Annotated in this window: 17 protein-coding genes and 1 tRNA gene; 8 read left to right on the top strand and 10 right to left on the bottom strand. The window is 53.3% G+C overall.

Annotated features, from left to right (window positions below; all coding sequences use genetic code 11):
• Window positions 1–250: 250 nt before the first annotated feature.
• The 4 genes from GRI41_RS11740 to GRI41_RS11725 all read right to left on the bottom strand — a co-directional run bounded on the left by GRI41_RS11740 (window position 251) and on the right by GRI41_RS11725 (window position 4147).
• Complete coding sequence (locus tag GRI41_RS11740; protein ID WP_160605175.1) at window positions 251–847, bottom strand: hypothetical protein; 597 nt, start codon at window positions 845–847, stop codon at window positions 251–253.
• An 837-nt stretch (window positions 848–1684) separates the two neighbouring features.
• A complete protein-coding gene (locus tag GRI41_RS11735) occupies window positions 1685–2023 on the bottom strand; it encodes a hypothetical protein (protein ID WP_160605174.1) in 339 nt (112 codons plus the stop codon).
• 174 nt (window positions 2024–2197) lie between these two features.
• Window positions 2198–3691, bottom strand: a complete 1494-nt coding sequence (locus tag GRI41_RS11730; protein WP_160605173.1) for a DUF2779 domain-containing protein — start codon at window positions 3689–3691, stop codon at window positions 2198–2200.
• A 120-nt stretch (window positions 3692–3811) separates the two neighbouring features.
• Complete coding sequence (locus GRI41_RS11725; RefSeq protein ID WP_160605172.1) at window positions 3812–4147, bottom strand: helix-turn-helix domain-containing protein; 336 nt, start codon at window positions 4145–4147, stop codon at window positions 3812–3814.
• Between the two features lie 377 nt (window positions 4148–4524).
• Between GRI41_RS11725 and GRI41_RS11720 the strand changes: the two genes are divergently transcribed.
• Entirely contained in the window at window positions 4525–6561 is a 2037-nt protein-coding gene (locus tag GRI41_RS11720) for an AAA family ATPase (protein ID WP_160605171.1), read from the top strand.
• A gap of 46 nt (window positions 6562–6607) precedes the next feature.
• Here the strand turns inward: GRI41_RS11720 and GRI41_RS11715 are convergent, their stop codons facing one another.
• From GRI41_RS11715 to GRI41_RS11690, 6 genes are all read right to left on the bottom strand, one after another.
• The gene (locus GRI41_RS11715; protein WP_160605170.1) at window positions 6608–6805 is read right to left on the bottom strand and encodes a MerR family transcriptional regulator; all 198 of its coding nucleotides are present in this window, start codon (window positions 6803–6805) and stop codon (window positions 6608–6610) included.
• Between the two features lie 184 nt (window positions 6806–6989).
• Window positions 6990–7346: a DUF2958 domain-containing protein gene (locus GRI41_RS11710; RefSeq protein WP_160605169.1), complete on the bottom strand. Its 357-nt coding sequence runs from the start codon at window positions 7344–7346 to the stop codon at window positions 6990–6992.
• On the bottom strand, window positions 7346–8413 hold the full coding sequence (locus GRI41_RS11705) for a PGN_0703 family putative restriction endonuclease (protein ID WP_160605168.1): 1068 nt from the start codon (window positions 8411–8413) through the stop codon (window positions 7346–7348). The genes GRI41_RS11710 and GRI41_RS11705 overlap by 1 nt, the downstream gene beginning before the upstream one ends.
• Window positions 8414–8875: 462 nt before the next feature.
• Window positions 8876–11188: a hypothetical protein gene (locus tag GRI41_RS11700; protein ID WP_160605167.1), complete on the bottom strand. Its 2313-nt coding sequence runs from the start codon at window positions 11186–11188 to the stop codon at window positions 8876–8878.
• Window positions 11189–11191: 3 nt separating this feature from the next.
• Entirely contained in the window at window positions 11192–14587 is a 3396-nt protein-coding gene (locus GRI41_RS11695) for a hypothetical protein (RefSeq protein ID WP_160605166.1), read from the bottom strand.
• A 617-nt stretch (window positions 14588–15204) separates the two neighbouring features.
• A tRNA-Arg gene (locus GRI41_RS11690) sits at window positions 15205–15281 on the bottom strand.
• A gap of 155 nt (window positions 15282–15436) precedes the next feature.
• Here GRI41_RS11690 and GRI41_RS11685 point away from each other — a divergent pair.
• The 7 genes from GRI41_RS11685 (at window position 15437) to GRI41_RS11655 (ending at window position 21522) form a co-directional block, all read left to right on the top strand.
• The gene (locus tag GRI41_RS11685; RefSeq protein ID WP_160605165.1) at window positions 15437–15835 is read left to right on the top strand and encodes a hypothetical protein; all 399 of its coding nucleotides are present in this window, start codon (window positions 15437–15439) and stop codon (window positions 15833–15835) included.
• Between the two features lie 57 nt (window positions 15836–15892).
• Window positions 15893–16390: an MmcB family DNA repair protein gene (locus GRI41_RS11680; RefSeq protein WP_235901212.1), complete on the top strand. Its 498-nt coding sequence runs from the start codon at window positions 15893–15895 to the stop codon at window positions 16388–16390.
• A gap of 52 nt (window positions 16391–16442) precedes the next feature.
• Window positions 16443–17165 carry a sterol desaturase family protein gene (locus tag GRI41_RS11675; protein WP_160605163.1) on the top strand — a complete coding sequence of 241 codons (723 nt, stop codon included), beginning with the start codon at window positions 16443–16445 and terminating at the stop codon, window positions 17163–17165.
• Entirely contained in the window at window positions 17084–17602 is a 519-nt protein-coding gene (locus GRI41_RS11670; protein WP_160605162.1) for a DUF2141 domain-containing protein, read from the top strand. Before GRI41_RS11675 ends, GRI41_RS11670 begins: the two co-directional genes overlap by 82 nt.
• Before the next feature lie 127 nt (window positions 17603–17729).
• Complete coding sequence (locus GRI41_RS11665) at window positions 17730–19394, top strand: hypothetical protein (RefSeq protein WP_160605161.1); 1665 nt, start codon at window positions 17730–17732, stop codon at window positions 19392–19394.
• Between the two features lie 49 nt (window positions 19395–19443).
• A complete protein-coding gene (locus tag GRI41_RS11660; RefSeq protein ID WP_160605160.1) occupies window positions 19444–20553 on the top strand; it encodes an App1 family protein in 1110 nt (369 codons plus the stop codon).
• A 24-nt stretch (window positions 20554–20577) separates the two neighbouring features.
• A complete protein-coding gene (locus GRI41_RS11655; RefSeq protein WP_160605159.1) occupies window positions 20578–21522 on the top strand; it encodes an alpha/beta hydrolase in 945 nt (314 codons plus the stop codon).
• Window positions 21523–21529: the final 7 nt, after the last annotated feature.

The following is a 21529-nucleotide window of genomic DNA, read 5'->3' as shown; positions in this document are numbered from 1 at the left end:
TCTGAAAGGATGATTTTTGATCGAACTATGTTGTGGGGGCTGAGTTGATTGCTGCCCATCGGGCACCTTGGCGCGTATCGCAGGCGTCCAACTCGAAGAGCATCATCATGCGCTAACCGCTTATGCCTTTCGTCTCGGCCAATAGATATTCTCTACCATCAAATTTCAGAACGGCCGCTTTTGGTCTAGTAACTGTTAGCGCCGAAAGACGGATTTTGGGGCGCAATACTGTCACACTTAAGTGCGCAGCCTACCTGTTGCGGATCTGTTCATTGGCAGCTTGCGGGCTTTGCGCCTGCTGCTCCATCGCCTCGGCACAGGGCTCCAGTACTCGCTGTACCGCTGAGTCGGATTGATCAAATTCCAGATCAGTCGAACGGTCCACGAATTGAAGGCGCAGAAGCACATTTCGCGCCTGCACGGCATCCTGCTTTTCCCACCGCACCAATATGTCTGCCTGATTGGAGTAATGCGGGATTGAAGCGCTAAAAGGAATCGTCCCCAAGTCATCGAAACGCATCCACACTCGGGTGTTGGTATATGGGTTGCCATAGTAATCGAAGCCTGACTGAGTGCTAAAATCGAGTCCCTTGCCATCCGCGTCAAATGCTGTGGCTTGGTATGTGACCCCGCCATTGTTGCAGCTAACTTCTAAGGTGATCTGCGCATCGTCTTGAACGAATGTTCTTTGAGCTGACCTGTTGGTTTGGTCGGTAAACTTGTCGGTCTCTTCTCTCAGTTGCCAGCCTCCGTCGCCGGTTGTTTCCTCGTCAACTCCGGGCGAGCAGGCCGCAGTACTGAGTATGACAGCAAGGGCGATAATATGAGCCGGCCTAGTCATCGTCATGCGCCTCCTGCTCGGAGGAGCCATCCGGCATGGCTGTGAACCAGTAGATTAACGTTGCTAGACCCGCACCAATTGCGACATATTTGAATGGAACGGTGGCAAATCCCACCAAGTTGCATTGGCCCCGTGCCCAGGCGGCTGGGAGGTCAGCCATGAGGCGGTAATCGGTAAGTGTCAGAAGGGCTGTGCCCCATGTCCCAATGGCAATGAATAGCCATCCCCTATCACCACTCATGATCGTCCTCCTGAAATTGAATTCAGAAAACGTGCGGTGAAATGAACGCGCTGGGTTTGCGGCGTTGGCTGGTGCATGGATGTGTTGTGCAATTTTGCCTCTTGTTTCAATCGATTAAGAGGCGGGCCCGAAGCCGGGTGTTTAGAACCCTGCACTGTCACAGAGCGCCGCCACCTTTAGGCGAACCCTGGACATACGTAACGGCCACCCGGCCAAGATGAACTTGACCGGCGACAGTGGTGGGAGGTTCTAAAGCCTCACAGCTGGGACTGACCTGCTGCAGGAACCTAAATAACCGCAGAGAGTCAAAGGTGCAATGTCGGTTGGTCCAGCGGCAAAAAGTAGGCAGTCTGTCAGGTCCAGCAGAACGCTAAGTGGAATTGGCTTCAGGAACACAGCGAAGGTTTGCGTCGGCTCAAGGCCCATTGCCCGCTTAGCGAAACCACATGAACCATATCGCATAGGCCAATGCCAAGGCCCCGTTCAGTCAAACAACTGAGCAGGCAGGTCAGTGTCCTGCGTTAAATGAATACCACAATTCCGCTGATCCAAATCAGCGTTGACCGGCTGGTTTGGGTGGAACGTCCTGTTGGTAACGAACGCTAGTCATTGTCGTTTCGAACAAAACTGAGATGACAGTCGCCGGGCTCAGGCCTTTGCCTAGGCTCATGCAACTCATCGCGTTCTTTCAGCAGAGCAACAACATCAGGAATGCTCATATTGGTTCGCTTAGCTTGCTCACCGTCGATGAAGATGGTTCGTGTCGTAGGGTAATAGCTCACCCAGGCGGATAATTTGAGCTGACTTGGCTGGGGCATTTGCTTCACCTCGGTGTGATGAAGCAGAAGCTCTTCAATCGCAGCTTTCACCTTGGGGTTGGCATGGCCCTCGGGCTCTGCATACTCATATTGCTCAAATTTGCGTTCCGCTCGAGAAGACATCTTAATATCCCCCCAAACCTGAAGCAGGAAGGTAGATAGGATTGAGATCCATATTTGGATCTTGAAGATATTGATATCTATATTGATATTGAAGGATAAGGTGTAGTATTAGGGAGGTGAAGTAAGGCATAAGGCATATAGCACCCGCTCTGCATGCTCTACAGCGTGACTGGCCTAATTTTCTGCAACTCCCCCAGCGCTTTCATTCGTCAGATGCCGGAGCAATTCAACCATGGCGAACGTGTCTTTGGCGCAATAGTCGCGTAGGCTCTGCGCGATCTCGTCGCGGCGAGAACTTCCAATTGGCTCCTTTAGTGCTTCAAAGTAAGCTCTTTGAGCTTCCATGCCATCTTGAATATCCAGATCATCATAGCCGCTGATCCCTGGGATTGTTGGCAACACATATTTGATCGACCAACTGCCCTTCTGGTCGCGATGATACCAGCATTGCCTCGCGACAGGTTCCAAATCGACGACGCGGCTTGCCAGCCCTTTCAGCGCTTCTGACAAATCGCCGAAGCGTGCTGCCAGTTCATTTAGGCGCGAGCGTTCAAAGCGTGCATTGTAAGTGATAATTGCGCCTTTTGGTGGCACTGCGTCCAGCAAAGCTTCAGCAAATGCGCGTCGGGGGTCTGCATCCTCAAGGCTAAGATATTCGCGGTGTTCTATCGCGCCGGATGTGTCCTCGATATGCGCGGAGAATTGGAAGGGTATCTGCTGGAAGGGGCGCGTGCCGATCCAACGCGGAATAGCCGGATTGATAGTTTCGAAATCCAGGTAAATGCGGGGTGAAACCCAATCCGCTGTGAGCTTGCCTGCTAGCTCAGGATCGTGAAAAGGCTCGGCAGAGACTGTCGCAATCCGAATGGTTTCATGCGCTGGGTTTTTGAGCTCGCCTGCCGGAATCTCGGTTAACTCCTCAACCCCTTTCACCTGGTATGCTGCGGCAATCTTCTTGCCGGTCCTTGGTAGAAGAGAATTTGGCCACTCAGCCTGTTTGATGCCGCGATAACAGTATTCTTTGAAATCGCACCCAAATGGCTCATCGCAATGCGGGCCAGGCGCTATATCTGGCTCATCACCGTGTAGTGTTTGGCGCGCATCCAGAACAACAGCCAGCCGGTCGTCGGCAATGGGCCTAAGTTCCTCATCAGAGCGCCGATCCGTTAGAAACCCCAGGTAGTCGCGCTCACGCGCATAGACAAACTTGGTGTTGATGTGGCGGATGAAAGCTGAGGCAATTTTGATACCAGCACCTTCCATAACCCAGACCTGCGTTGCTAAATCCGCAATGTGATAGTCCTTGCGAGAAGCCGTACTTTTAACTTCGGCGACGTGCCATCCGTCCTTGCGATCTGGCCACATGATGTCGACCCTAACAAGTACGCCTTCATGTTGAAACGTGCCTTCAAATATGGGGAGATCGGCTGCCGCGATAAGATTGCTGGTTTGCTGCAGCGCCCCTTGGACGCCTTCGTCCATAGTGACCATCACTCCGTCTTCGACCAAGTCACAAGCAAGGTTGCCAACGGCATGGCCGGTATCAAAGCGCGCCTGCGTTGCGGCATCGATTTTGATCAAATCGCGTCGGCGCACAGAAAGCCAAAGCCGCTTTGGGCATTGCTCGAATAGCGTAATCTTGGTTTTACTTAGGTCGTGCCGTTTCAAATTCTGCGCTCCGCAATTTCCCCATCATTCAACTGGCCGCGCGAAATGTTTCTTGGCGTCGCAATCACAGGCCAATCCAAACTTTCAGGATAGCCCGCACATCCGACTCCCCCCATTCTTCTAAGTGTCAGCTCGTGATTTGATCAAAAAGTTTATTTCAACGCGCTCGACTTCTACGCCAAGATGGGATGCCAAATCGTCTCTCGCCCGATCCAGAATTCTGTCAACGCGGCTAGATAAATCAGTCAATTCTGGGTCAATCCGGACAAGCTGTTCATTCAGCGTGTGTGAACTGACATCAAGGAGGGCGGCCAGCTTCTCGACATACTCCTCTTTAGGGAGTGATTTGCCGCGGTCCCAATTCCAAGCAGCAGTGTCTGAAACACCTACACGCTCAGCGATTTCAGGGACGGTGAGGCCAAGTTCCTTGCGGCGAGTTCTGAAATAGCTGTCCATATTAGGAAGGGCCATAACTCAAGGAAATCCGAAACTCCAGAAAAGTTAGGCTTGAAAATATAACTGTACACAGTTTATGTGTGCACTTTATATTTCGAAGAAAGTCCTGAAATGCACGAATCGCTCAATCCCCACCATCCCAGCAATTCTAGTCGTTGGCGCCCCAACGAACGCCCGCATGATTTTGATGAAGTCATGCGGATCGTTGATTTTGAAGAGCGAGCCCACCAAGCTCAAATCCGAAGATATCATGGCATCTGGCTCGCCATGGCCACCTGGGGTGATGGGCCGAATGCAGAGCTTAATCGATGTACCCTCGACAATGAGCCTACACCCTAATGCCCCGTAAACTTACTCGGACACATGCACCGTGCAAGTTGGCGGATCTTGTCGGACAAGACTCAGCTGCAAAGGCAGTGAAGTTATGGCTTGAATCCGAGCGACCTCAACCATTGCTTATTGCAGGAGCCAGCGGCACCGGAAAAACCACCATTGCCCGCATTATAGGTGCAACATACCTTTGTGAGTCTACTGATGCTCCATGCGGCGAATGCAAAAACTGCGTTCAAATCTTCGAGGGAAGGCCCGCCATCGGATATTCTGAATTCAACGGAGCCAAGTCCTCTTCGGCTGAAGATGCTAAATACATCACAAAATCCATAGACGAGGCGGTGCTCTGGAGATGGACCACTTTTGTCGACGAGGCTCATGGGCTCTCCAAGGCGGGGGCCGATGTACTTCTGAAGCCTATTGAAGATCCGAACCGAGACGTTCGAATTGTATTCGCGACAACCGAACCCCAGAATGTGCGCCGAACATTGCGCGGACGTTGCCAGCTAGTTCAACTTCGCACCCTCAATAGCGCCGATCTCTATGAGCTTTTAGCAAAGGTCTGCGCTGCCGAAGAAATTCAGTATGAGCCGCGCGCACTCGATATGATTGCAGCTGTAGCAGAAGGCGCTGCGCGGGACGCTTTGGTTCAGCTGGACGGGATTGCTGACCTTGGGCCTGTGACCACTGAATTGGTGGCTGAGTGCCTTTCGCTGGGGAATGCAGCCAGCGTGTTGAAATACTTCCGGGCAGTGCTGGCAGCAGATGTGGATGCGCAAGATGAAGCGATATTGCAGTGGCAAACGCAGCCTCAAGAAATCGTCAAACTCATCCGTGATTTTCTGTTGTACATCTACAATTTCGAGGCGCGGGCAAAACGCTCAAGCGATATCGTAAATGCTGCCTTCTTTGAGGTTCTTGAGGCTGATCGGATCGCCATCGCGTCGGGCTTTCGGCACCTGGCCTCGTCACGCGCGCGAGCATTTCCCGACTTCATGCTTGATATGATGGAACAATGGGAAGGTGATCCGGGCAACATAACCGATCGATCTAGTTTAATGATTAAGGTGTGCCGTTTTGACAGGCTGCTGCATGGAGATGCGCCACAACCAGTTTCACCTGAAATAATGGGCAAGGTCACTGCCGACTTGCCGGAAAAGGCTAAACCTAGGCGAAGACGTATTTCCCAAGGGCCGAAATCGGCAGATAGCAATTACCTTAATCTGAAACAGTGCGAAAACATGTACGATATGGCCAGCTTCCTGGTCCAGGAACATGGCGTATTTCTCAATACCAAAATCACAATCAGGCAATGCCCAGATGCAGTCGGTAACGCCAAGGTGCCGCCACTCGTTTCCGAGGTGACCCATGCGCTGGCACAACGCGCAAAGGCTTGGTCCAACGCTCCTGCGCACTGGATCTATGTGAACGCCAAGGATGAACAAAGTGTAGTCACGCGACTAGGGCTCCATCTTCCGCGTCAGGCCTTGGCAAAAGTCGAGCCTTGGCTGGAGTCCTGGCGAGACAAAGCTGATCCAAAATTCAAGCTAGAAACCGAGTATGATGTTCAAGCGGCTAATCGCGCAGAAGGCTTCAATCATAACCGGAACCAGAGGCACTGGTGGATCTTTCGCTGGTTGGCCAGCGCGATTCATCCTGACATTTTACATTGGTCTGACCAAGAAGAATTATCCAGTCGCAGCCCATTGGTTGATTTGCTCAATATCGCGAAGCCAGACCGATACATAATTGGCAGCATTCAAAACTTGAACGCACTTGGTGGGTCACAATCTCTTGGCCCAGCCGCGCGGCGAAAGGCCGCTGATGGACGCATGCCATTTTTGTCTGCCTTTGCCGATTGCGCTTGGGAAGTTCTGCAGTCGGGCTGGGAACTCGATGAACATAATGACCGGCTTGTCGAAACAGTGCGAAGGTCGGATCAAATGGATCGCTTGCAAAAGGAATACCCACCAGCTGCCACACAGCTTGAACGGGATGCCTATCACCATGCGGTCGCGCGCATGCAGGCGGACTGGCCAGCGCTTGCCCATGACCGACCCCGGAGCAGGGAGGGCTGGTGGTAACCGAACGGGCTTGTGCCAGAGTGCGGATGATTGGAGGGCGTTGGGTTTAAGGCGCATAAGGCGGAAGGTTGGCGACCCATTGGTCGGCACTCTCGCGCACAATCAGCGTGCTGCTGCCGAACTTTTTGGCCTCTACTTTTCGGGCGTTGAGAAGTTCATAGGCTTTGCTTCGCCCAACGGCATATCGAGTACAAAATTCACGGATGGTGATGAGCTGAGGCGGATCGTCTTGATCATAGTGCATTAGAGAACTCCTTTTTAAGAGCTTCCATATCGAGGCAAGTGGTCTTTTCATTCATTGCAATTGAGCCAGTTTTTCGTTCAATCACTCCTCAATGCTGCTTAATGCGGGCTGGGTTACAAACTCCAAGAGCACCCATTCCGCTGGAGCTGCGTGAACTGGTTGATCTGCCAGCCCGCCAAGTTGCTTATGCAGCTATTCGGCGCTTTAGACGGGCCTCTTTGGCATGTTCAGATAGACTTTGGACCGATGTGAATTGCTGATCGACTTCAACTGGGAGACCTAGCGTGCCACGAAGCGCTTCGAGCTCACTCAAACGAACCCAGCCGAGCTCTGGAGATCCAAGGCCCAAATCACACAGTCCAAAGGCTCTATCCTCATCGTCAGGGTCAACTTCAGTAAGCAGCCAAGTCGCTGCAGCGTCCGGCGTGAAAAGCTTCACCACAGGCGGAGGATCTATATCGTCACCCCCTGCTGTCGCATGGCCATTCATGAGCAATTGAGTAAAGGCCTCATCGCTGAGCAGTTTGCTGCGCTCAAACATCACGCAGCACTCGCCACAAGCGATAGATCTGGACGGTTAGGAGCGGACCTTACGGACCAATCACGGACAGATCTCGTGATCGAGCCTTCGATGAGGTTGTCGAGCCGCTGCCAGTCGCAATAGCGCTCGAACAGCAGCGTTGCATAATCTTCCTCGCCCACTTCTGCGAAAGCGGCAATAATGGTCTCGAGCTCGAGATAGCGGAACGGGACAATGCCCGATTCTGCATTCTTTAAGAATGCAGAGTAGAGTGTTTGTAAGCGTTCAATGCGGTGATTTTGACACGGGGCCACTAATGCGAAATGCGTTTCTGCATAGAGCTCTTGGCGCAGCGCTGCGTAGCACAGCAGATGTTCGCGAAAGAGCTGCTGCATTGGCCGCACCCGCAAGGCAGAATGATCGGGCTCCTTGTAAAGGTCAGAGGACTTGGCAAGTTCGTCAAAAGGGCTTTGGGGCTCGCGATTGCTTCCGTCATGCGAGTCTTCAGAGTATTTGATTTCAAAGCCAATCAAGCCACGCTTTCCGTCGGGTCGCTCGAAAACAACGGCAATGTCGAGCGCCGACCGGTCGCCTGTCAGATTGGGGTCCAGCCGATTTGGTGAGTGCTCGAACCAGACATGTAGCACGCGTTTGATTTTCACAGATGGGAAGAGCTTGCAAAGAATTTTTGCTGCTAACTGCGGATCAAGTCGCCAAGGTCCTGCCAAGTTGAATGCAAGAGGCATTGATGAAAGCAGGTTTGAAGAAAGGCGATCTCTATCGATAAGCGCGCCTCGCTCCTGATAAGCAATCTCCACGTCGGCTAACGCTGCAATGGCTGGCGTGAGAAAGTTGCGCCCAGCAATGGCTGCTTTCGCTGCCAGCCGCGAACCTAGTCGCTTGCTGCGCCCCTTTGTCGAGCGCTTCTGGCCGCAGGGCAGTTCTTGCGCCTCTCGCCAAAGCGACTGCAAGAGCCTTGCGCAGGCACGAAAGCGGGTGTCGAACTTCTCATATACGTCGTGAGACTTGAGCAAATCGGCTGGGACCAATGGCAATTGCCGGACTGGCTGGCGAAGGCTGGTAAGCAAGGTGAGTTCTCCCGAATTTCGCGCCACAGGGGCGCGCTTGTCGGGTTGAATTCATTTTGAGATCAAAGAAGTTGCCTCAGTAGCACAGCCAACAACCGCCCAGTTCGATTAATAGATTTTCGGGCTGGATAGGAGTAACTGAATCTAGCTGATCGAACCTGCGAAGCGGACCTTCAGTCTACGACCCAATCTCCGATATTTCACATATCGTCCGGCCACGACTATTGGTTAGCAGGGGTGAGTATCTGTCCTGTGAAAATGTTGGAGCAGCGCCATAAAAACTATTACATAATTCGAACGGAAGTCGCTGCTAGAAGCGTCTGCGCCAAGATCATCATCGTTTGACACCATTGGGCAAGGATAACCTACGATTGTCGGTCCTTCGGGCTTTAAAGGAAGTATGGCGCTGGCGCCGCTGAGTCCTCGGGTTCGGTCCCTGAACAATGGTAGCTAGGCCGGTCGTCAATTCATCGCGTTTACGAAATCACCGTCGATTGGAGGCAATAGTTCCATCCATTCCGATGCAAAGACATCAGGCTTATTGCTGAATCGGACAGATTTTGGGCTGTACCAACTGGTTCCGTTTGGTCCCGAAAAGACAGTGGAGATATCCATCGAGGTCACATTGCCACCCTCTCGATTATACTTAATCTTGAACCCACCTCGCCATTCAAGCTCGTCGCCCAAATAATATAAGCTTTTCTTGCCTTCCTTAGTTAGTCCATTCATGTCGCCGATCATCAGCTTCATGACCTCTTCGAAGTCTTTGAATGACGCGATCCCGTATTTCGTCAACTTGCGCCCGGCATTTTGCGTCGCCGGCTGGGCAATACGGATTAGGCCTGGCAATTCTCTAATAAAGCTCGATGGGCCGGGGTGTCCGGAATCGAATTCTTTGGGCCGCCCCTTAAATTTAGCAAACCAGTCATTGGCCTTCTTATCGTATTTTTTGGAAGCATCTGTCAGCTTATGGATCTCTGTGAAATCCACAGTTGCCTCCAGCAGATCTCCATTCTCATCCAGCACTGCCAATAGTTGGTTTTTTCCATCTACGAACGATAGCTCCAAATTGCCAGCCTCGTTAATCCGCCTACCCCTGTAAGTCGAAGATTCTGCTAGCTGATCATAGAACTCCTTCCACATTTTCTTATTGCGAGCAAACTTCTTGTACAGGCCATCATCTGGCGGAATATCTTTTAATAATGTATCTGCACCCTTTTTAACTTTTCTCACCAATTCTTTAACAGTAACCGGGAACTTAGCTATGCTCTTTATTGTATCATTGAGTTTAGCGACATTTGCCTTGGCAGTTTTTAGAATCACTTCGAAAATCTGTTTCAGCAATTTTGAAAGCGTTTTTGCCCCGAATTTCGCGGCCAAAAGGGCAGCACTCATCCCCGACGTAAGTATACCAATGATGATCTCGGCCACAATGAAGCCAATCATTCGGCCAATCGCATAGGCGACATTGGCTGCCTTGCGTGAGAATATTGCAAACTTCAGTTCCTCGTATTCCTTTATTGCTCCCGCCTTAAGCTCACCCCATATCTGTGCCGCTAAAGCCTGCAATTTCTCCCAGCTGTCATATTTCTTGAAGAACTTAACCGTCGCTACAGCGACATCGACCCAAGTGGTTTTCATCAAGAACCAAGCGGCTTTGAAAATGTCCTTCGCCATATCGACATAGCCGTAGAGCGAAGCAACAATGCCATCACCGAGCCCATCTCTGATCCCGCGAATAGCACCAACACCGGTCGTGTCTTCGAAAGTTTCCCACCACTCGATAGCAGCATCCCAGCTGTTACTTTCTGAGTAGGCTACGTTCAGATCCTTATCGGTCAGTTCGAGAATGTTTTGTCGAATGTAGTCTGGGTCGTGCAATTTGATGATGTTATCTGATTGCAGCGTCATGTAGATGCCGTAGTTCTTTTCACCTGCAATGACCTTCTTGCCAAAAGCATTCGGATTATTAAAAACTATGTTCTGGGCAATAGACTTCAGGCGGTGCTGCGGCTTATCTTTATAGACCATCAACGCATCATCTTTGATGGTCGTTAAGTAGTATTTCTTTATGATACCTTCAATTGTTTCGCCCGGCTTGACGCGATGAAGGAAACACTTTGGGTCCTTGGACATCATTCGCCAACGGAGATCATCATCCCCCTCCCTAACATCTAGGTAAGTTAGCCTGTCGATAAAGAAGTATGGGCCATCCTCCTTGTATCGTTTTGCAATAGCCCAACCATCATTATTGCGAGCGAGTATCGTAATTTTTTCGTTTTCGATAACTCGCCCTGATGTGAAATTTTTTGGCTTCGATGGTGATGCGTAGATAGCCGTCCCGTCAATCCTACTGATCCAACCATGCAACTTGTCGGTTTTGTAGAATTCGCCACTTTCAGATGTGACAACTACTTCTGTGAGCTCGTGCGTCTTGATCAGCTCGGGCGTGACCCAGTCCAAACCGCTGATGTAATCGTTTGGCTTGAGAAGTTCGGTTTCATCGAGGCGGTTTCTAGCCAAGTGCCAATCTACAATGGTCTGTTCCATTACCTCTCGGGGTTCCCCCCAATACTTCTTCATCCATGATACCTTGTCACGGATTTTCCGCCTAAAAAAGTTCCCTGCAAGATATGGCCGATTTACTTGTACCTTTTCCAAGCGGCTTAAAGAGAAATCCCAACCTACATCAGGTATCCCCTCGTTCTCCGCGTTAGCGGCATCTCTTCGTTTACCAAAGGGATCCCCAGTCGTCTTTAGAGCGCCATAGGTCATCTCCTAGCACTCAACTGGAAAGCACGGCAGGCAATAAGGGTGCTCGGCATCCTCGGTTGGGCGGAGCCAAATCAGGTTCGGCTCTGGAACCTCGACATTAAATGCAGCGCCTGCGTGGATGCCGCCCGTCGCGTATTTCCAGTTCTTCCGCGGTGGTGGGTTAGTTGGATGTCGTTGTTTGAGCGAGACCGCCCGGTCGAGCGTAATGATCCATTTCATGCCGCTGACAAAATTTGGGTCATTTTGCTGTGCAGCCAAGGTCGGAATGACCGGATCTGTCAGACCGCTGTCCAAGCCCCGATAAAGTTCTATGTCGACGATGCGATATGAAGTCCGATCGATAATGATTTCCCTATCAATATCATCATCGATGGCCGTGTTGTTTTCTGATCCATACTCTCCCGGAATAGGAGTACCCATCCAGTCCCACCAATAGTCAGTGCCGTGTACGACAATCGTATAAGGATCAATTGTCAGTGGGTTACCGCTGCCGTCATTGTACTCATAGTCAATGTCAACAAGCCCGGGACGGTCATCTTGAAAGGTTCCATTCTGTCGCTTGAATTCTTCGTGCATAGCAATGTAATGCGGCTGGGTGTCATCGAGATCAGGCATGCCCTCACCTCCCCAAATCTCACCGGTTGCTAGCAAGTGGGCCACCAATCCCTCGTATCCTGGTGTTACAGGAACCTCTACCAGCGCCATCCCCGCCTCAAGGAACTTGTTATGCAATGGATCGCCGGTATCGAACTTCATGTTCGTGGACCAATCACACTTGTCAGCCCAGTAGTATGGCGAGAACAGATACATCATCTGAGACCACTCGAATGCGAACTGGTAGAAGAGAGCAATTTCCTCTTCCTGATCCGATTTTTGAAAGTCAATCTGGGGGTATCCGCAAGGTTCAACTTTCGACAGAACCGATTTGAAGTCATCAAAATGCTGACATGAGAGGATCGAGATCATTTGCTTTTGCAGCTCCTCCCTTTCCCGAACTCTGTTCAGGGCAGGATTCTCTCCCTTTATTTCAAACAGTTTACCGTCATCTTGTGCAGATTCGTACTCATCCAGAGCGTCTTCGTATTCGGAAAGCTCTTCGCGATACTTCGCCATAATCGCATCATAGATTTCGTGCCGCCACGCATCTTCAGTTTCCTGATCCACAACAAACTCTGCCGCGACGTTTATGTTGTATGCGTTGACCCCCAAACTCATCATGGTGATCTCGATGGCGGACTCATCCGAACGTAGATCATTGAGCGGAATCGTCACATTGAGCGTCGGCACCGCTTCGTTGCGATAGATAACAACATTCTGCCCACCGGCAGAAAAAGTGGCCATGTTGGGTTCCGCTCCAGCATCATCAGGGTACACGTCACCAGTATCGTTTTTCTGCCATTTGCTCCAATAAGTCGCACCGCCAAATTTGACGCTCGTCGCATGGTATCCCGGGGGTATATTGATCGCCGTCGATGCCTTTGCGGCTATTGCCGGTGCAGCCTTCTTATTTTGGTCTTCGACCTGCGAGAATTGCGCGAAGCCGTGCTTTTTCGCCACCGGAGGTGAAATCGGAGCAGCATTATGGGCATGACATAGATCATCGTAATTGTCGCGCGTGATTTCCGCTGGCGTTACCTCTGGCTTTTCAGGCGCGATGGGCTTGTCAAGCGGCTGTGCCTCCTCGCGCCGCTTGAGAAGCTCCTTGTATTGCTTCGAGGGATGGAAAATAGCCTTGCGCACCATCATGCGCTTGCCCCAATTTATCGTTTCAGCCCGATATATCTTCTTGGTCCAGAAGAACTGCGCGTTGGTATGATCCGCGCCCCCTTCAATTGTATGTGTGTTCTTATCAGTAGTCCGCGTGAGGCGGCGCTGCCTAGACAGCTCACGAGTCTTCTGCTGCAGCCGCATGACCGATCGTTCGGTTACGTCCTTTGCAAAACTCTCCGATTCCTTTCGCGATTTTGACTTGCTGTTGGAGTAAGAAACGTTAGCCGAAGCGCTTACTGCCATCTCACCATTAGGTATGCCATATTTCGCACTTGTTGTGATACCGGCATCCGCTGCGAAGTCCTTCTCCGTTGTCTCTTGCACAGCGCTTTGAAGTTCGAACTGCTCTGAAGAAGCATACTCCTGCTCCTCTGAACGATCGACGGTTTCTTCAGTCTCTTCGAAGGTCTCGACCTCTTTCATGACGGTATGTTTGCTCACCAAGCTTTCGCCCGCCATCGTATTGTGAATGTGGGCAAGCTCAGCCGCCTCGTAACACTCAAGTGTCTGGCGAACCGTCATCAAGTCGGTCACATAAGTGTCGACCGTAGCACAGCACGGGTTTTGCGGCATGCACGTTTCGTCGCACGTGCATTCGCATGGGCCATCGCATTCTGAGCAAGGAGCCGCGGCCGGATTCTGCTCTCGGCATCGTTGCGCGCGATGCAATCCTTCTCGGTACTCTTTAAGTTGCTCAAGCTTCTTTAGCGGCCCAGAATCCAAAAGACGCTCATCCTCGCCAGCTGGCCCTTCTTTGCATCCACAGCAAGGGTCGAGCTTCGCTACCCAGCCCGGAAAGGTAATCGGACGGCGAGAAATCTCGCATGCCTCGTTCAGGCTTAGAGCCCCGCCCGGGTTCGCATCATATTCAGCAATAACCGAGGAGAGAACGCGGATAGTCTTCAGATAGCAACGAATATTCGGCAACTGCGAGTCGGTCGATTTCTTCAATACGCGCAAGGAAATCAGTAGATCGACTAGAAAGCGCCATGCCGCGCGTAACTGGGTTCTTGTGAGGGCTTTTAGTTGTGCAATCCTCTTTTCGATGAAATGATTTGCTCTTCGTTTTCCCGCTTTCGAGCAAACATCGCACAAAAAGGCTGATGCTTCAGTTACATCTCTGAGAGTGCAAAACAGTACGTGTTGCTGGGTTTTAGGTGCCAGCTTCGGATGCAACGAAGCCAAATCTGATTGCAAAGATGCAATCTCAGACTTCTTGAGGGCGATTTTCTCCTTCAGCTTGTCAATGGCCGCCTGATCCTTTTGCGGATCAAGCGCATCAATCTTACCTTCCAGTGTGTTTATGGACTCAGTCGCCGCGGCAATGCTGGCTTCAATCTCAGCCTTCTTCTTCTCATAATCGCTTTGCGCTTTAGCTTTTCGGTCCTCTTCGAGCCGACGAATTTCTTCCTCGAGATTTTCCAACTTCCCAAGGTTTGTTATCGCGCGCGAATAAGCAAGGCGGATACCGCGCTCCGCATTGCAGCTTTCCGCTAGTTCTCTCAGCCTCCGACAATAAGCGCTTGCGGGGTATTCATCATCAATGAGTGGGATACTGTGAGCCAGAGATTGATCTAAATTTGCTAACTGCGGCTGCCTCTTCTGCATGAAGTGCAAATAGTTCGACATACCCCTCCCCCTTATTTGTTTCGCAGAGTAGGCGTACTACAAGTCAATGATTTCACAAAATTTTCAATTGTCGAAGGTACAGAACCTTGGTCACTGCGCAGAAATTCTCTCGCCATCTCACCCATAAGATCCACGTCCTTCGCCGGGTCGTGAAACAGATGACCATAAACGTCAAAGGTCATCGTTATCGACGAGTGCCCCAACATGATTTGGATCTTCTTCGGCGGCCTTCACTGCGCAATGCAATTCTGAATAGCGAACGGCGTAAACCTTGGAGCTCGTACCTCTCTCTTTTGAGACGGTCTTAAAGCAGGTCAGTCAGGGCAAGACCGATCTGCCATATTATCGGCGGCAAGCAAACTAGGCCTAACAACGGAACAGGGGGATTTGTACGCACCACAAAGGGAAGATGGCTCCGCTTTGCGGAATGCCTTTTGCTTCGGTCGCTTGTCAGCTTTCACCCCAGTTCGCGACTTACATCATATGGTCTGGCGACTACAAAAGCGGACTAGCTCTATCGGCACACAGAGGCCCTAATTAGTCAATCAACCAAAAGATCGGGTTTTCCTATTTTTTGCCTATTTGGTGAATCAATGAACATTAAGTCATTGAAAAAATGGCGCACCCGAGAGGATTCGAACCTCTGGCCTCTGCCTTCGGAGGGCAGCGCTCTATCCAGCTGAGCTACGGGTGCTGATATTGCCCGCTTCGCAATATGGAAGCGAGCGCGGCGCTTAGCAAAGCGCAAACGCGCTTGCCAGTCCAAAACTACGCATAGCCCAGACACCAAAGTTTTGGGTTGCGGCCATTAGGCTTTTGGCAAGCCGTCGCTGTTATGGCCATGCGACCATGGACGCCGAAACGCCAAAATTTGCCAAACCTGCCGGTCAGGCGCTGTCAAAGCCGCGCAGCGAGCTGAGCCGGCAATGGGCTGCGGTGCAAGATGCCGCGAGCGCAGTGGCGATGTTGGCGCGGCTTGCCCCGGAAAAGCCGACCAATCGTATCAGAAACTTTCCCGCGCTGATCAAAGACGCAGAGGGTTGGCGGCACGAACTGGCCAAAAACCACGTCGCCGATCTCGCGGCAATGATGAAACCCGGCGTCTCAGCCCTGCTCGCCGTCAATGCCCGCGGACAGGATGCGACCGTCGCCGCGCTGACATTGTGGCGCGAATATTTCGAGGCGCGCGAAGCCGTGCTTAGCCTGCTGCCCGAAACGGGTGCGATGGGGCCGCAACGATCGGCCTAACCGCAAAAGCGCATCGCCGCGCTTGACCAAGTTCCCCATATGTTCCAAGTGTCGGGGATGGTTAAACCGACTCTCGTCCTTCCCGGTGATACAATGTTGAGCGCCGACGCGAAGAATGTCGCGCGCGGTATTTTGCGGCTGTTCGGGCGCAACAATATCTGGTGTCTGCCCGAAATGCCCCTGCGCAACAATCGCCGCGCCGATCTGATGGGTATCGATGCCAAGGGGCAGGTCGTGATTGTAGAAATCAAGGTTAGCCGGGCGGATCTGCTGGGCGATAACAAATGGCCTGATTATCTCGATTTTTGCGACCGGTTCTATTGGGGGCTACCGCCAGAACTGGATCGAAGCCCGCTGGAAACCGAAGCTTTTCTGCCCGAAACCTGCGGCGTGATTGTTGCCGATGGATATGATGCCGAAATCGTCCGACCTGCCCCGTCGCACCCTTTGGCCGCCGCACGGCGCAAAGTCGAAATCGAGCGGCTTGCGCGGGCTTCGCTGCGCAGAAATGTGATGAGCAGCGATCCGGACTGTACGACTTGGGGCCAGTCCTGATCAGCCCATTTGGCGCTGTTGCTGGCCGGGATGATGCGGCATAGAGCCAAAGATGCTGACCGCAATCACAATTTCTGCATTGGCGATGACGGCAATCGTTGCGGTCCGCTACCTGATCGCAAGCGGATTATTCGCATGGGCCACATCGCGCGTCAGGCCCAGGCTTTATGCGAAATTGGGAAGCCAGATCAGCAGAGAGATCCGTTGGTCGCTCTTATCTGCCGCAATTTACGGTGTTCCGGCCGGCGTCGTTGCATGGGGGTGGCAAAACCAGGGGTGGACGCTGATCTACACCGATTTGGACGCATACACGCTGTGGTACTTGCCGCTATCGCTGGTGATTTATCTCTTTCTCCATGACACATGGTTTTACTGGACACATCGCTGGATGCACCGGCCACGCCTGTTCCGGATCGCGCATGCCGTGCATCACAATAGCCGCCCTCCAACGGCCTGGGCTGCGATGAGCTTTCATCCGCTCGAAGCGATTACCGGGGCGGTCGTTATTCCCGCGTTGGTGTTCATCATCCCGATCCACGTGGCAATGCTGGGGTTGGTTCTGGCGATCATGACGATCATGGGCGTTACCAATCATATGGGCTGGGAGATGTTTCCACGCGCGCTCGTTCATTCCAAGTTGGGCGATTGGCTGATAACAGCCAGTCATCACCAGCGGCATCACGAGGCATATTCATGCAATTACGGGCTCTATTTCCGGTTTTGGGACAAAATCTGCGGAACCGATCGCGGAATTTCGGACGCGTTGCAGCGATAGGTCTGCTGGTCTCGGGCGGTTTCTGGGCAAGCAGCGGGATACGCGCGCAATCCGGCGCGCAATCCGCCACTGTAAAGGTTACGGCGACCAATCTGCGAAACAGCAAAGGGGTTGTTCGGGCCTGCATGACCACCAATCCCGAATTGTTCCCCAAATGCCGCGGCGAAGCCAAAGCCCATTCCGTGGTCGTCCCAGCTGGCTCTACGGTAACATTCAGCTTCAAGAACGTTGCGCCGGGGCGCTATGCCATCGCGCTGCTGCATGACGAGAACAACAACGGTAAAGCTGACCGCGCATTGATGATGATGCCCAAGGAAGGCTACGGCTTTTCGCGCGATGCCAAAGTGCGCATGGGGCCACCCAAATTCAGTGCCGCGGCGTTTGACGTCACTGCCGAAGATCAGTCCCAAACCATCCGCATGCGCTATATGCTCTGATCGCGGGCAACGCTGACGCCATTCTTAACAATGTTGCTCCGCCTGCAAAGCGGCCGCTCTTAACTCGTTGTTTACCACGCACCTTCATAAGACCTCCTGAACTATCACCAAGGGGGCTTCCAAGGCCATGGATACGCTGCGCGGAAATTTCGGTTCGACCGATTATGATGCTGATCAGGACGGTTACGACGACGGCGACGAAACCGATCGCGAACTGCCGCCTGCAGCTATCGGCACCGACGAGCGCCGGATGCAGGTCCGCGCCTATAATCACTGGGCCAGCCTGCTCGACGAGCGCAACTTCCCTTCGATCGAAGATCTTGAGCCAGGCGAACTGCCCGATTTTGGACCCTATAGCGTTCTGCTCGACTTTACTGCGGGCATAGACGATCCTGCCATCCAGTATCTGGGCGCCGAACTGGCAAGCGAATGCGGCACCGAGACCGAGATCGCTCAGCTATCCGACGTGCCCAGCCGCTCGCTCTTGAGCCGCATCACGGATCACTACATGCAGATCCTCGCCAATCAGGCCCCGATCGGTTTCGAAGCGGAGTTTGTTAACCAGCGCGAGGCGACCATTCTCTATCGCGGAATCTTGCTGCCTTATTCCAGCGACGGCGAGACGATCGATTTCATCTATGGCGTCATCAATTGGAAAGAGATGGCCGATCAGGTCACTACCGATGAATTGCTGTTGGAAATTGACCAAGCACTTGAACTGGATGACTCCGCAGAAGAGGCGCGCTCGCCCGACCCGGTCACTGACTGGGCAGATGGCCCGGTTTCCGGGGAATCGGCTGACGACAATGAACAGTTTCCTGCCCCCGCATTCGGAGACACCGCCGAATCCGGTGGTCTAGAAAACGCCTTCGACGAAGATGAAGCGGAAGAATTTGGCGAAGATGATGGCGACGTCTGGAACGATCAGGACGATATCGAAGATGAGACATTCTCTGACGACGCGGTCGTCGAGCGTCTCTCCAGCCTGATCCAGCCTCGTACGGGCGTTACAGCCGGACTTGATCTTTCGGGCGCTGACGAGGGAGATTGGGACCAGGACGATATAGAGATCGAAGGCAACGAAGCCTCGCCGCTTATGCAAAAGCCGGCACCCGCCATGCCCGTGGCGATGGAAGAAGAGCTGGTCCCGGAACAACAAGTCGAAAGCGAATTTGTTGTCGATCCGAACGCCGGATTGCATGACTGCCTCGCAGAAGCCCGCGAGCTCGCACAAGTTGCCCGCACCAGCGAAGATCGCACGCGCTCTGCGCTCTATGCGGCGGTTGGCCGCGCCTATGATGTCAGTGTCGCAGCACAAGATGCGCCCGAGGATTTTGAAGAGCTGGTCGCGGAAAACGGCCTGACGATCCAGAATCGCGCGCCAATGACGCCGGTGGTCAAGCTGGTCTTCGGCGCCGATTACGACAAGACCCGCCTGACCGAATACGCATCTGTCCTGTCCCATGCGCAGCGCATGGGGATCGAACGCGGCGCTCTGTCCGAATTTCTCGCAAATGCCGATGGCGGACTGAAAGGCGTGGTTCAGGCCGAGCGCCGGATCCGCAAGGAAGAAAGCGGCAAAGAAGTTGCGCCGCTTGATGCACCCAAGCCTTCGCTGGCCAAGAAGCTGCGCAAGATCGACGGGCAATCGCTCGATTCGATTGATCCGCAGGGCGCAGAATTCGGCGTGGTGATGATCCGCCGCCTGACAACGGGCGAAATTGTTGTCCTTGGCGAAGTGTCGGATGACATCCCGCTGGTCGAGAAAGTCGCGCGCAAACTGCTGAAATAAATCTGCCTTCGGGGTAGGAATATTGCGCGCTCAGGCTTAGCCTCGGGCGATGCCACTTCTGCGCGGCGCACCAGTGCGCGTCCAACCCTATTTCGGATATCGAAACCAGCGCCGGCTGGTCATATCCGCGCGCGCATTGCGATCGGGCAAAGAGGATTTCAGCCGTGGCGGCCGGTGGCAGGCCATGCGCACCATGCTCGCCCAGTTCGCCTCGCGCGAGGCCGCGGGCGTTGCGGTTACGCTAGTGGCAAAGATGCCCGGCGGATCAGCCGTGCGGCATGAAGCAGTCACCGACAAAGAAGGGTTTGTCCATTTCAGGATTGATCTGGATCACTGCCAATTGCCCGCCAAGCCAATGTGGGAAGTGATCACTTTGCGCTGGGCCACCAGAGACGGCGCCCAATATGCCGAAGGCCATGTGTTGGCTCCCGCTGCCAACGCCCAGCTCGGCGTCATTTCCGATATTGATGACACGATTATTGAAACCGGCATCACCGGCAGCTTCCGCGCTATAGTCCGCAATTGGAAGCGCATCTTGGCACAAATGCCCGATGAGCGGCTCCATGTGCCCGGCGTCGACACTTTCTACGCGGCCTTGGGTGGCGGTGCCGTATTGCAGGACAGCAGCAATCAGGGAAAGTCTGTGCCCACGCTGACCCGGCGTCCGTTCTTCTATGTCTCTTCCAGCCCATGGAACCTGTTCTCCTATCTGGTTGCCTTCAAGAAGAGCCGCAAACTTCCGCTCGGGCCGATCATGCTGCGCGATTGGGGATTCAACCGCGACACGTTCGGATCCGCGAGCCACGGCGCGCATAAGCGCGAGGCAATTGCCGCGATCCTTGGCGCGTATCCCGATATGCGTTTTGCCCTGATCGGGGACGACACGCAGGGTGACCTGGTCGCCTATGGAAATATCGTTCGCAACTATCCCGGCCGTATCGCAGCGGTCTTCATTCGCACGGCAGGAGAAGATTTTACCGCAAGTGAGGAGGAAGCCCGCTCGCACATTATTGCATCGGGAGTCCCCCTATGGCTCGGCAGCGGCTATGCTTCTGGTCAGGCATTCTTGCGCGAAGCAGGGCTTGCATCCGACAGCGATGCCGCACAAATCGTGACGACAATCGACAAAGCGCACAAGGCAAGCGGGACGGCAGCATAAATGGCGAGCAAAGGAATACGGCGCATGGGGTGGATTCTTTTCGCATTGGTGCTTTTGCTGGCCGGAGTGGCGGTGGCTTTGCAATACTCGATCGGCCGCAACGGGCCCAAAGTGCTCGACATGGTCGACAGCCTGACCGGCGGATCGCGCGACGTTGAAATGGTTCATAAGGAAAGTTTGGGCGACCATCCCAAGCAGAAGCTGGCTGTCTATCGATCCGCCGCCGCTTCGAGTGAGACCGGACCCAAACCTGTCATCATCTTCGTCCATGGCGGCGGATGGCGCAGCGGCGATATTGACGATTACGGCTTTCTTGCGCGCGGGCTGGTGCCCGAAGGATATGTCGTTGTGTTGGCGGGCTACCGGTTAAATGCTGACGGCGTGTTTCCTGCCATGCTGAAAGACACCGCGAAAGCCGTCGCCTGGACCAAAAACAATATCGCAAAATATGGCGGGGACCCGGAAACAATCTTCATCTCGGGACATTCGGCCGGTGCTTACAATGTCGCCATGATCGGCCTCGACCGCCAATGGCTGGGCCGCGAAGGATTGGAAACAAGCGATATCGCCGGGGTCATCGGCATGTCCGGCCCGTATGATTTCTATCCGTTCGATAGCGAATCGACCAAGCTCGCCTTTGGCGGTGCTGACGATCCGCTGACCACCCAGCCGATACAATTTGCGCGCGCCGACGCGCCGCCGATGCTGCTTGTTCAGGGCGAGAAAGACACGCTAGTCAGCCCGCGTCACGCGCCCACTTTGGTAAATGCGATAAGTGATGCCGGCGGAACAGCCGACACCGCGATGTTCGCCAACATGGACCACAATGCGCCCGTTCTGGCTCTGGCCAGTCCGTGGCGGCGCAATCGCGAGATTATCGACGCATTCAATTCGTTCATCAGCGAAGTGTTGGCCGCGCGCGCCGTCAAACCAGCCGCTTCAGTTCCGGTTCAGGCCGAAAACCGCTAGCGTGGCG

This window comes from Pontixanthobacter aquaemixtae (assembly GCF_009827395.1).
Lineage (GTDB): Bacteria > Pseudomonadota > Alphaproteobacteria > Sphingomonadales > Sphingomonadaceae > Pontixanthobacter > Pontixanthobacter aquaemixtae.
The sequence above is the reverse complement of the archived record's forward strand: the minus strand, read 5'-3'. Positions and strand labels throughout refer to the sequence as shown.